At 58.3% G+C, this 13,405-nt stretch carries 12 protein-coding genes; 7 read left to right on the top strand and 5 right to left on the bottom strand.

Going from position 1 to position 13,405, the window contains the following annotated elements; genetic code table 11:
• Window positions 1–10: 10 nt before the first annotated feature.
• The 4 genes from C7476_RS08800 to C7476_RS08815 all read right to left on the bottom strand — a co-directional run bounded on the left by C7476_RS08800 (window position 11) and on the right by C7476_RS08815 (window position 7,022).
• A complete protein-coding gene (locus C7476_RS08800) occupies window positions 11–4,798 on the bottom strand; it encodes an NAD-glutamate dehydrogenase (protein ID WP_114429530.1) in 4,788 nt (1,595 codons plus the stop codon).
• A 109-nt stretch (window positions 4,799–4,907) separates the two neighbouring features.
• A complete protein-coding gene (locus tag C7476_RS08805; protein ID WP_114429531.1) occupies window positions 4,908–5,546 on the bottom strand; it encodes a TPM domain-containing protein in 639 nt (212 codons plus the stop codon).
• Window positions 5,547–5,549: 3 nt separating this feature from the next.
• Complete coding sequence (locus C7476_RS08810) at window positions 5,550–6,353, bottom strand: TPM domain-containing protein (RefSeq protein ID WP_425373965.1); 804 nt, start codon at window positions 6,351–6,353, stop codon at window positions 5,550–5,552.
• Window positions 6,354–6,407: 54 nt separating this feature from the next.
• Window positions 6,408–7,022, bottom strand: a complete 615-nt coding sequence (locus tag C7476_RS08815) for a LemA family protein (protein ID WP_114429533.1) — start codon at window positions 7,020–7,022, stop codon at window positions 6,408–6,410.
• Between the two features lie 127 nt (window positions 7,023–7,149).
• Between C7476_RS08815 and C7476_RS08820 the strand changes: the two genes are divergently transcribed.
• The 4 genes from C7476_RS08820 (at window position 7,150) to C7476_RS08835 (ending at window position 9,610) form a co-directional block, all read left to right on the top strand.
• Entirely contained in the window at window positions 7,150–7,398 is a 249-nt protein-coding gene (locus tag C7476_RS08820; RefSeq protein ID WP_114429535.1) for a hypothetical protein, read from the top strand.
• A gap of 40 nt (window positions 7,399–7,438) precedes the next feature.
• Window positions 7,439–8,323 (top strand): pyridoxal kinase PdxY, encoded by an 885-nt coding sequence (pdxY, locus tag C7476_RS08825; RefSeq protein ID WP_114429537.1) that lies wholly within the window; start codon window positions 7,439–7,441, stop codon window positions 8,321–8,323.
• 193 nt (window positions 8,324–8,516) lie between these two features.
• Window positions 8,517–9,185, top strand: coding sequence for a carbonic anhydrase (locus tag C7476_RS08830; protein WP_114429539.1), 669 nt, complete (start codon window positions 8,517–8,519; stop codon window positions 9,183–9,185).
• A gap of 14 nt (window positions 9,186–9,199) precedes the next feature.
• Complete coding sequence (locus tag C7476_RS08835; protein WP_114429541.1) at window positions 9,200–9,610, top strand: nuclear transport factor 2-like protein; 411 nt, start codon at window positions 9,200–9,202, stop codon at window positions 9,608–9,610.
• A gap of 55 nt (window positions 9,611–9,665) precedes the next feature.
• Here C7476_RS08835 and C7476_RS08840 read toward each other — a convergent pair whose 3' ends face one another.
• Window positions 9,666–10,487 (bottom strand): lytic murein transglycosylase, encoded by an 822-nt coding sequence (locus tag C7476_RS08840; protein WP_114429543.1) that lies wholly within the window; start codon window positions 10,485–10,487, stop codon window positions 9,666–9,668.
• A gap of 241 nt (window positions 10,488–10,728) precedes the next feature.
• On the opposite strand from C7476_RS08840, the gene C7476_RS08845 reads away from it, so the two are divergent.
• From C7476_RS08845 to ffh, 3 genes are all read left to right on the top strand, one after another.
• Complete coding sequence (locus C7476_RS08845) at window positions 10,729–11,106, top strand: BrnT family toxin (RefSeq protein ID WP_245426242.1); 378 nt, start codon at window positions 10,729–10,731, stop codon at window positions 11,104–11,106.
• Window positions 11,107–11,178: 72 nt separating this feature from the next.
• Window positions 11,179–11,433, top strand: coding sequence for a BrnA antitoxin family protein (locus tag C7476_RS08850; protein WP_114429545.1), 255 nt, complete (start codon window positions 11,179–11,181; stop codon window positions 11,431–11,433).
• A 389-nt stretch (window positions 11,434–11,822) separates the two neighbouring features.
• Window positions 11,823–13,403, top strand: a complete 1,581-nt coding sequence (gene ffh / locus C7476_RS08855; protein ID WP_114429547.1) for a signal recognition particle protein — start codon at window positions 11,823–11,825, stop codon at window positions 13,401–13,403.
• The last annotated feature ends 2 nt before the right edge of the window (window positions 13,404–13,405 follow it).

The raw sequence follows: 13,405 nt of genomic DNA on the forward strand, positions 1-13,405 counted from the left end.
GCCCAACTGCCTATGACAGATCGGAAAGCAATCCGGCGGCCACCGCGAGCCGGGAGACGGTCAAATCGCCCGTTTCCACAATATTCGCCATGCGTTGGCGCACCTCGTCGACGCGTGCACCCCGGCTCGCCAACCAGTCCTTAGCCGGCTCGGCCTGTTTGCCATATTTGCTCAGCGCCGCCACGGCGATACCGCGCCGAGCCTGTGAAATCAGGTCGGTGGCACGGGCAAGCGCCAGGCCGTCGTAGTAGTCGGCGATGGAAACGCCTCGCGCCGCATCCTCGATACGCCCGATACGGAATGCTTCGGATATGTCGAAATAGGCTCGTGCTGCGCTGGCAATATCGATATTGGCCTGCTGGGCCACGGCGGCGATGTCCGGAATGATCGGCGCTATCTCCAGCCGCGCCAACTGCGCTGCAAGTGCCGGAGGCGCACCGAGAGCAGCGTTGCTGGCGGCATCTTCGCGGATCAACCCGGTCATCGATGCGGGCAAAAGCTTGTCCAGGCGCGGCTGCAGCGCATCGCGGGCCGTTTTGATCTCCGCGATCGCAGCGCCAAGACCAACGGCGCCTGTGTGGTTACGCAGCACCCAGGCTGTCGTCCAGTTCAGCATCTGGGCCACATTGGCATAGAAACCGTTCTGGGTTTCGCCAGGTATCGCATTATCCAGCGCGTCGATTCCCGCGAACACCTCATCCAGCTCAAAGCCGTCCCGCACTATCACGTAGGCGCGAACGATCTCCGGGCCGGATTGGCCGGTAAGGTCCGCCAGCCGGCTCACGAAAGTCGGCCCGCCGCGATTGATGACATCATTGGCAAGCTGCGTCGCGATGATTTCCCGGCGCAGGCGATGCGTGCGGATTTCGTTGCCGAAGCCCTCCTTCATCTGGCGCGGGAAATAGTCCATCAATTCGCGTTCGAGATAGGGATCGTCCGGCAAATCGCTTGCCAGGAGCTGGTCCAGCAGGACAATCTTCGAATAGGCAAGGAGCACGCCGAGTTCGGCCCGCGTCAATGGAATGCCTTCGACCTGCCGCTCTGCCATCGCCTTGTCGTCGGGCAGCGTCTCCACCTTGCGGTTAAGGAGTTTTTTTGTCTCGAGATCGCTGATGAAGCGTGCCTGATAGGCAAGGTCGGCGAGACCGCGCCGCTGTGCCAGCGATAGCGCCAGTGTCTGCAAATAATTGTTGCGCAGCACCAGATCACCGACTTCCTCGGTCATCGATTCAAGCAGCGTGTTGCGCTTGTCACGTTGCAATTTGCCAGCGCGCATGGCCTGTGCCAGGGCGATCTTGATATTGACTTCGACGTCGGAAGTGTTGACGCCAGCCGAATTGTCGATCGCATCGGAATTGCAGCGCCCGCCGAGCAGGCCGAACTCTATGCGCGCCTTCTGTGTGACGCCAAGGTTGGCGCCTTCGCCGATGACTTTCGCGCGAACATCGCTGCCGGTGATGCGGATGGCGTCATTGGCGCGATCACCCGCTTCCGCGTCGCTCTCCAGCGACGAGCGGACATAGGTGCCGATGCCGCCGAACCACAGGAGATCGACCGGCGCTTTGAGGATCGCTGTCATGATCTCGAACGGCGTTGCCGTGGTCTTGGCAAGGCCGATGGCTCTTGCAGCTTCCTTCGACAGGGTGATCGACTTTTGCGAGCGCGAGAAAACGCCGCCGCCCGCCGAAATCTTGCTCTTGTCGAAATCCTGCCAGCTGGAGCGCGGGAGATTGAACAGTCGCTGGCGTTCCTTCAACGTCGCTTTCACATCCGGCTCCGGATCGATGAAAATATCGCGGTGGTCGAAGGCTGCTATCAGCTTCGTTTGCGGCGACAGCAACATCCCATTGCCGAAGACGTCGCCTGACATATCGCCGACACCAACAACAGTGAACGGCATTTTCTGGATGTCGGTGCCGATCTCGCGGAAATGGCGCTTCACCGCCTCCCATGCGCCCCGCGCGGTAATGCCCATTTTCTTGTGATCGTAGCCCGCGGAACCGCCCGAAGCGAAGGCATCGTCCAGCCAGAAATCATGTGCCTGGCTGATTGCATTGGCTGTGTCGGAAAACGTCGCTGTGCCCTTGTCGGCAGCGACAACGAAATAAGGATCGTCGCCATCGAGGCGGATCACGTTTTGCGGTGGAACAACCGTCTCGCCCTGCAGATTGTCGGTCACCGAAAGCAGCGTCGCGATGAAGGTGATATAGGCAGCTCGTCCCGCCTCGAAGATGGCGATACGATCATTGCCGGACGGGAGGCGTTTTGGGAAGAAACCGCCCTTGGCGCCCACCGGAACAATGACCGCGTTCTTCACCTGCTGCGCCTTCACCAGACCCAGCACTTCCGTGCGGTAGTCCTGCGCGCGGTCCGACCAGCGCAGGCCGCCACGTGCGACCGGACCAAAGCGCAGATGCACGCCCTCGACCTCCGGCCCATAGACGAAGATTTCGCGGTAGGGCCGCGGCTCCGGCAGCTCATCCAGCGATCGTGGATCGAGCTTGAAGGCCAGCGTGACGCGTTCGCTGCCGCCTTCTTCCGGCGCAAAGGCATTGGTGCGCAGGGTCGACTCGATGAGATTGAGGAAACGGCGCAGGATGCGGTCATCATCGAGGCTCGGAACGTCTTGCAGTGCTTCTTCGATATTGGAGCGTAGCCTCGACTGCTTGCGTTCCGATTGCGCGCCGGTTTTCGCGGGGTTGAGCCGCTGATCGAACAGATCGAATATCTGTCTGCCGATCGCCGGATAGCGATTGAGTGTCGCCGCGATGAAATCCTGCGAATAGGGAATGCCCGCCTGCTGAAGATAACGGCCGTAAGCGCGCAGGATGATGATTTGCCGCGCGGTCAACTGCCCGGTGAGGGCAAGCGCGTTGTAGCCGTCATTGTCCGACGCACCATTCCAGATCGAGCGGAAGACGTTCTCGAAAAGAGCGCCATCATCGGCGAGGTCGATCCCCGAATCCGAGGCGCTTGTTAGCTCCATGTCATGCACGAAAAGCGGGCTGCCGTCGGCGGCGGGCAGCTGGAAGGTCTGCTCGCTGATGACGCGAAAGCCCATATTCTCCAGCAAGGGAACACGCTGTGAGAGGGCAACCGCCGAGCCGTAGTGATATATCTTCAACGAAGCGGCCTTGGGCCCGTCGGTGCGATGCCGATAGAAATCGACATAGAGCGGATTGTTGCGGGAAAGACCGGCGATGCGGCTGGCATCGACCAGCGCCTCGTCGGGCGAAAAATTCTCGCGATAGGAATCCGGAAACGCCGCAGCAAGAGCGGTGAATTCCGCAGTTCCACGACGATCTCCGACCTCGGCAACAGCATCCTCCCAGGTGCGGACGATGGAGCGGACCGTTTCTTCCAGCGCCTCACGTTTGACTTTGGGAAATTGGTCCTCGGCATGGCCGATAATAAAATGCACGCGGGCAAGACCGCCCTCGGGAAATGCCGGGTAGTAAGCCGACACATGCCCCTCATACACCCTCGCAAGATGCGAGCCTATTTTCTCGCGCACGATAGAGTCATAGCGCTCGCGCGGCACGAAGACGATGATCGAAGCGAAACGGCCGAAGGGATCGATCCGCGGCAGGACACGCACGCGCGGCCGCTCGCCGAGCGCCAATATGATCTCGGCGTAGCGGGTCAGCGTCTTGACATCGATCTGGAAAAGATCATCACGCGGATAACCCTCGAGCACCTTGATAAGCTGCTTTCCGGAATGATCTTCAAGGTTGAATCCAAGCCGGCGGATCACAGCCTCGGTTTTCGAGCGCAGGTAGGGGATTTTAAGCACAGAACGCGTATAGGCGCCGGACGTGAACAACCCGACGAAACGCAATTCGCCCGAAATCCTGCCCTCCGGGTCGAACGTCTTCACGCCGATGTAATCCATATAGCCGCGGCGGTGCACCAGCGATTTAGTATTGGCCTTGGTGACGATCAGAGGCTCGGGGCCGGTGAGAAAAGCGATGATCTGCGGGGTTGTCGTCACACCCTGGTTGCCGCGCTTCAAGACACGCACATCTGGGTCGCTCAAGATGCCAAGACCGCGCTTGCCGGAGCGCTCCAGCTCACCTTGACTGTCATCGCCTTGATAGTCGTATTCACGCACGCCGAGAAAGGTAAAATTATTGTCACGCAACCATTCCAGAAACTCGACAGCTTCTTCTGCTGCAGCTTTTTTCATCGGCGTTTTGCCGGTCCTGTAGGCTTCGATCGCGTCGCCCAGCCGTGCGACCATGGCTCCGCGATCACTTACGGCTTCGCGCACTTGCTTGAGCACAAGCTCCAGCGCCGCGGTCATGATCTCACGCGATGGCTCATCGAGTGCGGGTACATGAATTTGCATGACGCTGACCCGCGCCACATCTTTGCCCGGCTTGTCTGGACCCGCAGTGCCGAGAACACTGTTCGTGTGTCTGTCGATATCCATGACCGGATGCAACACGAGATAGACCGACGTAACGCGCTCGCTGACTTCGCCAAGCACCGAGTCGAGCAGGAAGGGCATGTTGTCATTGACAAGTGTGATCACTGTCACCGGGCGGCGGTCACGGGAGACGATGTTGCCTTCGCTGACATCTATGACCGGCTGTCCAGACTTGAATTGCGCCAGCGCGTTTTCCGCAAGCTTCGCCGAGGCGGTCAGCGCACCCGCATCGTAGTCGGCAAGGTCTTCTTCCGGCGCCCGCGCAAACAGCAGGTCTTCAAACAATCCTGCTTGTGGCTTCTCTTTTGGGGCTTTCGGTGGTTTTGACTTCGTGGCGACCTTTACGTCCGCTTTATTTTTGGAAGCCATGAAATATTTCCCCCTGGATTATGTATTTGGCGCGATCATAGCCTTTCAAAAGGCTTTTTCGAGCCTAAACTGCACGGTCGCGGTGAAAATCATGTGACACGCAAGAATGTTACAATTCAACCAGATGATCATCCAATTCATTGATGTCGTCAGGGCCAGTCGGGAAATGTTCTTCCAGCAGCTGGCCCGCTTTTCCTATGGCTTTTAGAAAACCATCGGCCAATTCATCTCTGTCCGCATGTTCGGTCAGGATCGCGACAATTCCGTTCCATTCATCCTGGTGGACCTTTGCATTGATGCCCGCATCCGCAACCACCTCTGCGTATCGCTCCGCCAGCGAGACGAAAAGGAGGACACCGGTGCGTTGTGTTGTGAGATGAATATTTCGTGCCAGAAATTGCTGGATCGCGTTGAGATGCGCCCGCTTGTAGCGGATGCGCCGCGGCACAAGCCACATGGTAATGCCTGGCAGGAGCCAGAGGACCACTACTGCGGCAAGAAAAGCGGCGAGTATGGCGAGACCAAAGACCGGCAATGGCAAGGTGAACCAGTACCAGTGCGCCGCCACCGCAACCACGACGGCAGCGAAAAGTATGCCGCAAGCCGCGGTAAATCCGGCCACGTAGAAATAGCTGTCGCTCCGCCGCGCGAGCACCGCATAAATTTCGCCGCTTGTGCGGCTTTCAGCTGCACGTATCGCTTCGGCAATGCGTGCGTGATCGGTTTCATTCATGGACCCTGAACTCATGGCCTACCAACTCCCCGATGCGCCGCCGCCGCCGGACGAACCGCCGCCGCCTGAAAAGCCACCGCCACCGCCACCCGAAGACCAGCCACCCCCACCGGACGACCAACCGCCACCGCCCGAGGACCATCCGCCACCGCCGCCACCTCTCGAGCCAATGTCGAAGATCATGCCCAGCCACTCGTAGCGGCCAGGCGCAATCTTGCGCCCGAAGGATGTAACGACGGCGGGAAGTATGATCCCGCTGAAGAACATGAACAAAAAAATCATGACGAAGATGAGCATCACCCAATCGACGTCGGAGGTAGGCTCCTGAACATTGCGTTTGGCGCGCGCCTCGAGTTCAGCGGCATCACCGGAAAGGACAGCAAGAATGCCATCGACACCTTTCGAGATTCCACCCGAATAATCGCCCGAGCGAAATCCCGGTATGACGGCATTTTCGATGATGAGCTTGGACAGAAGGTCGGTCAGCGTGCCTTCAAGGCCATAACCGACCTCGATGCGCACCTTGCGATCGTTTGGTGCGACGACGAGAAGAACGCCATTGTTTTCCTGTTTTTGACCGAGCGCCCAGGAGCGGTAGAGCCGGTTGGAATAGGGCTCGATCTCCTCCCCATCGAGGCTCGGCACTGTGACTACCACCACCTGATCGGAGGATTTCGCTTCGAACGCTGCCAATTTCTGCGTTATCTGCTCGCGCGTTGCCGCGTCGATGACGTTCGCAGCATCGACGACGCGACCTGTCAAAGCAGGAAGTTCGGCGGCAAATCCGCTGACCGACAGCAGTGCCAGCAGCGCGATAGCCAATAGCAGGCGGTTGAACCCAACCGCAATTTGGCGCAATGCGCTCATGTCTGGAGCCTAGAATTTGACCTGAGGCGTTTGCTTGGCTGAGTCTTCGATTGTGAAGGTCTGGTAAGGTTCATTGCCCGTATACCAGATCCACTTCCAGATCATGGTCGGCATCGTCCGGAGCGAGGTGTTATAGACCCGCACCGACTCGATATAATCCCGGCGCGATACGGCGATGCGGTTTTCCGTGCCTTCGAGCTGCGATTGCAGTGCGAGGAAGTTCTGGTTGGATTTCAGATCCGGATAGTTTTCCACGACAGCCATCAGCCGCGACAATGCTCCGGTCAACTGGGCCTGGTTCTCCTGAAACACCTTCATCGCATTGGGATCGGTGAGGGTTTCCGGCGTTACCTGAATGGAGGTCGCCTTGGCCCGTGCCTCGACTACCGATGTCAGGACGTCCTTTTCCTGTGCGGCATAACCTTTGACGGTCTCGACGAGGTTGGGAATAAGATCGGCCCGTCGCTGATACTGGTTCAACACCTCGCTCCACGCGGCCTTGGCCTTTTCTTCATTGGTCGGAATCGTATTGAAGCCGCAGGCTGAAAGCAGCGGTACGAGAACAAACAGGGCAATGATGGAAAATGCGCGGTGCGGTGCCGGCAGGCAAGTCGAATGTTGCATTGGAATCCTCTCCCCGAGTACAGATTCACCGCTCCAGAACGAAGCACCACAAACCTAGCCATTTTTTTCTGCAAAAGGAACAGCCAAAGCGCTATGCTAAACCATTGAACGCAAACAAGGTGTCTTCATGCCTGAACACGATGGAAAGCATCATTCCGATACAGAATCCAGACGCATTATCGAACGGATTAATCGCGAATCCGCATCCCAAGGCACAACCATTGTCGAACGGACCAAGGACCACTTTTCAGCCGGCGACGCCGATTCGGCCGACCCCATAGAAGTCTGGGGCACACGCATCGGCAGGTTTCTGGGATTGCTTGTCTTGATCGCCATGATTATCTGGGTGATCAGTTCTATAGTCGGCAAGGGTTGAGTCGCGCTCGCTCGCCCGAACTCTCGCATGAGTATTTCCAATGACCGGTTCCATTGCCCCTTCATCCAATGCCGTCATCGTCATTTCCAGCCACGTCGTGCGTGGTTCGGTCGGCAATCGCGCCGCCGTATTCGCGCTTGAGACGCTCGGCCATCCGGTATGGGCGGTGCCAACCGTCATTTTGCCCTGGCATCCCGGTCATGGACCGGCCAAGCGCATCGTGCCGGAACCGCAGCAGTTCGACGACCTGATCGCCGATCTGGAGCGCGCTCCCTGGCTCGGCGAGGTCAGCGGCATCATGACCGGTTACCTCGGCAATGCCGCGCAGGCCGTCAGTGTCGCCCGCCTGGTGGAGACCGTAAAAACGCGCAACAAGGCCGTTCTCTATCTCTGCGATCCAGTTATCGGCGATGAAAAGGGGCTTTACGTTCCGGAGGCGACTGCAAACGCCATCCGCGACGAATTGATGCCGCTCGCAGATATTTCGACGCCTAACCGCTTCGAGCTTGCATGGCTGACCGGCGCGGAACTGCCGGACAACAAGGCGATCATGCAGGCAGCGTTGCATGCAGGGCCGGGTACAATGCTTGTGACCTCGGCGCACCCGATGATTGCTGGCGGCACCGGCAATCTGCTGGTGACGCACTCTCTGGCGCTGCTCGCCGAACACCGCCTCGTCGTCGGCCCGACCAACGGTCTCGGCGACCTTACTTCCGCGCTGTTCCTTGCACGCATGCTTGCGGGTCTTGATCTCGAACAGGTGCTGCAACGCACGACAGCCTCGGTTTTCGAGATAATGGCCCGTTCCGCCAAACGCGGCGCCGATGAATTGATGCTCGAAGCCGACGCGTCCAGCCTTTCGACACCTATGGCGATGACTCAGATGCGGCGGCTGGTTCATCCAAGTAAGGGCATCAGGGCATAGAACGTCAGAGCCCGAGCCAAAGTTCGTCAGGAAGTGGCGAAAGTGGTGGTTATCGGGCACCGAAGCGCAGCGTCATTTTGGGTACGTGAGTATCGGAGCGCAGAAAAACGCCATTCGCAGCCCGTCATGGCGAATTTTGGCTCGGGCTCTTAGACCAATTGATCTTATCGGGGTTCCGGATTAGAGGAAGAGAATGACCTTGCTTCCTGAGAAACTTCTCACCGGCTATCGCAACTTCATGGCGCATCGCTATGCCAACGAGACGATGCGCTACAAGCAGCTTGCGGATCAGGGGCAGACGCCCGAAACACTGGTCATCGCCTGCTGCGACTCCCGCTCCGCGCCCGAGATCATCTTCGACACGGCACCCGGCGAGATTTTCGTGCTGCGCAACGTGGCCAATCTCGTGCCGCCATATGCGCCGGACGGAGAATACCACTCCACCTCCGCGGCCCTCGAATTTGCGGTGCAGAGCCTGAAAGTCAAGAATATCGTCGTCCTCGGTCACGGCAGGTGCGGCGGCATCAAGGCAGCGCTCGACAATGACAGCCAGCCGCTCTCCCCCGGCGACTTCATCGGCAAGTGGATGAGCCTCGTCGGCCCCGCAGCCGAAGCGGTTTCCGCCAATGAGCTGATGACCCCGTTCGAGCGTCAGACTGCGCTGGAGCGCATATCTATCCGCTATTCACTGAAAAACCTGCGCAGCTTTCCTTGTGTCGATATACTTGAAAAGAAAGGTCGCCTCACCTTGCATGGCGCCTGGTTCGACATTTCGACCGGTGAATTGTGGATCATGAACCCTGAAACCGGTGACTTCCTTCGTCCCGACCCCGAAGAGGTCGGCGCAACCGCGCTGGAATAGGGGGAGACAAGAGAATGGCGCGATTGATATTCATGATCGCCGTCATTCTTCTAACAATGCTTCCTGCCATGGCGAACGACGCACACAACGTCATCATCGAGAGCTGGTATTCTGCGCTCGGTACCGCCGACCACGCGGTTTTCGACAGAATTCTGGCCGATGACGCAACGGTCATCCTTGAAGACATCGATACGATCCAGACCAAGGATGAATTTCTGGCCAGCCTTGATGAATGGAAGAGCGCCGTGCGTGGCGCCAGGGTGCGCCATCGTATCGGCGGCGTTGAAGGCGATACAACGACCGTTTTCGTCTGCTATCAATTCCCGGCGAACACCACCTATACGCGCGAGATCTTCAATTTTCGCAGCGGCAGGATCATAGAGAGCGCCCAGAGTTCACTAGGTGAGGCCTGCGAAGGTTTTTGAAGTGGAAAGGCCGGCGCGAGCGCCGGCCAGGAAACATCGTCAACGGCGAACCCGATTATTCACCGTCGATCTTCGCGCCCATATAGGCAATCGCCTGTTGGTAGACACTGGCAGCATTCCAGCCAGCGATGGCGCCGAAATTCGCCTGCCCCGGCTGGTAACCTGCGCCCCGCTGCCAGCCATGTCCGACCAGAAAATTCGCTGTCGATGCGAGGGCATCCGCCTTCGAGCGGACCATGTCGATACGGCCATTGCCGTCGCCATCAGCTCCATAACGCAAGACGTTCAAAGGCAGGAACTGCGTCTGACCGATTTCGCCATGCATGGCGCCGACTGCATTTGGAGCAAGCGTGCCATTGTCGATCAGCTTCAAAGCGGCATTGAGATTGGGGCGAAAATAGTCTGGCCGACGACAGTCATAGGCTAGCGTTGCCACGGCGGAAAGCGTGTGCTGATTGCCCATAAAGCTGCCGAAACCGGTTTCCATGCCCCAGATCGCAATCAAAGGACCAGCCGGGACGCCATAACGCTGTTCGAGGCGGGCGAACAGCGCCGCATTCTGCGCCTTCTGCGCCTTGCCCCGCGCAATGATCGTCTGACCACCGCGCACCTGCATGAACTTGTCGAACGAATATTTGAAGCTCTTCATGTTACGATCAGCGTTGATCGTCTTCGTGGAATATTTGACACTGTCCAGTGCATTGATGCCCCTGCTACCAACACCCTGCGCCTGCGCATCCTGCTTGTAGTCCTGGACCCATGCCTCGAATCCGGCGGAAGTTTTGCCGCATTGCGCGGCAGCTTGCGCCACACCTGCCGTCATAAGAAGCGCTGTCGCTACAGCCGCAAAAAAACTGCGTTTGGCAACGAATGCCATGAAAATCTCCTCAAAGGTTGAATCGTCGTGCTCCTATCTGCCATTTTTCTTTCGTGCTGTCATCTGCAAGAATCGAGCTGTCGCCGGTGAATCGGCGCCTATTCTCAGCGTTTCAGGCTCACTATGGGCTCGCACAAGTGGCAAATCGCATGCGTGACCGGCCAATTCCGCGACCGGCACCAATACAATCTAGGGTTGTTACTGACCCAATTGCCCCACGCGCCCGCCCTTGAACTAATTGATGAGACCTTTTGAGAGAGTTCCGCTGGAGGCCTTTCGCGGTTTCGGCTACGCTTGCACCATATTTATTGTATATACAATAATTATTGACCAAAGCGATTCCATGGATAGATTTGAGTGGGACGAGGAAAGGGCCAAAGCGAACTTGCGCAAGCATGGCGTTGCCTTTGGCGCGGCTGAAAAGTTTGAATTCAACACTGCTTTAGAGCATCTGGACGACAGGCATAATTATGAAGAGGAAAGGATTGTGGCTATAGGGTTTATCGGGCCTCCACTCTTCACTCTTGTTTACACGGAACGGAGCGATAAAATCAGGGTCATCTCTTTGCGAAAATCAAAAACGATTGAGATCAGAAAATATGCGAAATACTATGAATGATCAGCAGCTCTTGGCTCATCGGGCACGGATTAGGGCGGCGCTCGACAGCATCACCCCGCGGAAGATGCCGCAATTTCAAAAGCAGTATTAGACGACCCGGACACCGTCCTCATTACCGAATTGACAAAGCGCCGCCCCGGTCGTCCGGTTGCTGATATGCCAAAAATCCCGGTCTCCATCCGCCTTAGCCCGGATGTGCTGGATCATTATCGCTCAAGCGGGCGTGGCTGGCAGGGCCGCATCGACGAGGCATTGCGCAAGTCCATGCAACTCGAAACCCAAAATGGGCGGCCTGACGTTGCGACACGCCGGAAAAAGCGCGCCTGACCCGGCACGTCTTGACTCCACGCGGCATTTCCTGTTTAAGCCGTCCATCAATCCGCGACGAGTTTTGAAACTCCGAGCAGCCGACCGGGACCCCGCAAGGGTCTAGACGATCCCGGAGGTCAACACCCGACAGCGCGATGCGCCCTCGGGTGTCATTTTGCTTTGAGCTCTTTGCCTTGGCGCGGTTGGTACTTATCTTTTGGGGAACAGGTCTCTGGAAGGATAAGAGTCGGTTTGGAAAGTCGCTGCGGCGAGACATATGGCGTGGTTTTTGGGGTGCCCTTGCGACGAGCGCAGCGTACGTAAACTACGTGAGCACCGGAAGCGCAGAAAATCGCGTCAGATGGCCGCCGCAGTAGAGTTTGCAACAGACTCTGAAGGAAAACTGGATGTTTGAAAGTTTACAGGAACGACTTGGTTCGATTTTGAACGGCCTCACAGGCCGCGGTGCGCTGTCGGATGCCGATGTCGCGGCGGCCTTGCGCGAAGTGCGCCGTGCCCTGATCGAAGCTGACGTCGCGCTCGATGTCGTCCGTTCGTTTACCGACAAGGTTCGTGCCAAGGCAGTCGGCGCCGATATCGTCAAGAGCATCAAGCCCGGCCAGATGGTTGTCAAGATCGTCCATGACGAGCTGGTCGACATGCTCGGCGCCGAGGGCGTCACCATAGACCTGAACGCGCCGACGCCAGTCGTCATCATGATGGTCGGCCTGCAGGGTTCCGGTAAAACCACCACCACCGGCAAGATCGGCAAGCGCTTGACCGAGCGGTCGAGGAAGAAGGTGCTGCTCGCCTCGCTCGATACGCGCCGTCCCGCCGCACAGGAACAGTTGCGCCAGCTCGGCGTGCAGACCGGCGTCGACACGCTGCCGATTATTGCCGGCCAGACACCCGTCGAGATCGCGGCGCGCGCCGTGCAGGCGGCCAAGCTCGGCGGCCATGACGTGGTCATCCTCGATACGGCGGGCCGCACCCATATCGACGAGCCATTGATGATCGAAATGGCCGACATTAAGAAAAAGGCCAACCCGCATGAAATCCTGCTGGTTGCCGATGCGCTGACCGGCCAGGACGCCGTCAATCTTGCGCGCTCTTTCGATGAGCGTGTTGGCATCACCGGCCTCGTTCTTACCCGTATGGATGGCGATGGCCGCGGCGGTGCAGCCCTTTCCATGCGCGCCGTCACCGGCAAGCCGATCAAGCTGATTGCCACCGGCGAAAAGATGGATGCGCTGGAGGAGTTCTATCCGCGGCGTATCGCCGATCGCATTCTTGGCATGGGTGATATCGTTTCGCTGGTCGAAAAGGCAGCTGAAAACATCGATGCGGAAAAAGCCGCGGCGATGGCCAAGAAGATGCAGTCCGGCAAGTTCGATCTCAACGATCTGGCTGATCAGATCGGACAGATGCAGAAGATGGGCGGCATGGGCGGCATCATGGGCATGATGCCCGGCATGGGCAAGATGAAGGACCAGATGGCTGCGGCCGGTCTCGACGATTCGATCTTCAAGCGCCAGCTCGCGATCATTTCGTCAATGACCAAGGCCGAGCGTGGCAATCCCGATCTGCTCAAGCACTCGCGCAAGCAGCGTATCGCCAAGGGTTCCGGCACCAATGCCGCCGACATCAACAAGCTTCTCAAGATGCATCGCCAGATGGCGGACATGATGAAGGCGATGGGCGGCAAGGGCAAAGGCGGCATGATGAAACAGATGATGGGCGGCCTTGGCGCGAAAATGGGTCTTGGTGGCCTTGGCGGCATGGGCGGCATGCCGGACCTGTCCAAAATGGACCCGAAGCAGCTCGAAGCCCTGCAGAAACAGGCGGAAGCCGCTGGTTTCGGCAAGGGTGGCGGCTTGCCTGGTGGGCTTGGTGGTCTTCCGGGCGGGTTGGGTGGCCTCGGCGGCGGCATGCCGCGTCTGCCCGGCCTTGGTGGCGGTCTTCCAGGGCTGCCGAAAAAGAAAGGGTGAAT

This window comes from Phyllobacterium bourgognense (assembly GCF_003337575.1).
Taxonomy (GTDB): Bacteria; Pseudomonadota; Alphaproteobacteria; order Rhizobiales; family Rhizobiaceae; genus Phyllobacterium; species Phyllobacterium bourgognense.

Bases quoted from the DNA above. Each gene is read 5' to 3' on its own strand.
- C7476_RS08800 (WP_114429530.1), bottom strand. From the start codon at position 4,798: ATGGCTTCCAAAAATAAAGCGGACGTAAAGGTCGCCACGAAGTCAAAA.
- C7476_RS08805 (WP_114429531.1), bottom strand. From the start codon at position 5,546: ATGAGTTCAGGGTCCATGAATGAAACCGATCACGCACGCATTGCCGAA.
- C7476_RS08815 (WP_114429533.1), bottom strand. From the start codon at position 7,022: ATGCAACATTCGACTTGCCTGCCGGCACCGCACCGCGCATTTTCCATC.
- C7476_RS08820 (WP_114429535.1), top strand. From the start codon at position 7,150: ATGCCTGAACACGATGGAAAGCATCATTCCGATACAGAATCCAGACGC.
- pdxY (WP_114429537.1), top strand. From the start codon at position 7,439: ATGACCGGTTCCATTGCCCCTTCATCCAATGCCGTCATCGTCATTTCC.
- C7476_RS08830 (WP_114429539.1), top strand. From the start codon at position 8,517: ATGACCTTGCTTCCTGAGAAACTTCTCACCGGCTATCGCAACTTCATG.
- C7476_RS08835 (WP_114429541.1), top strand. From the start codon at position 9,200: ATGGCGCGATTGATATTCATGATCGCCGTCATTCTTCTAACAATGCTT.
- C7476_RS08840 (WP_114429543.1), bottom strand. From the start codon at position 10,487: ATGGCATTCGTTGCCAAACGCAGTTTTTTTGCGGCTGTAGCGACAGCG.
- C7476_RS08845 (WP_245426242.1), top strand. From the start codon at position 10,729: ATGAGACCTTTTGAGAGAGTTCCGCTGGAGGCCTTTCGCGGTTTCGGC.
- ffh (WP_114429547.1), top strand. From the start codon at position 11,823: ATGTTTGAAAGTTTACAGGAACGACTTGGTTCGATTTTGAACGGCCTC.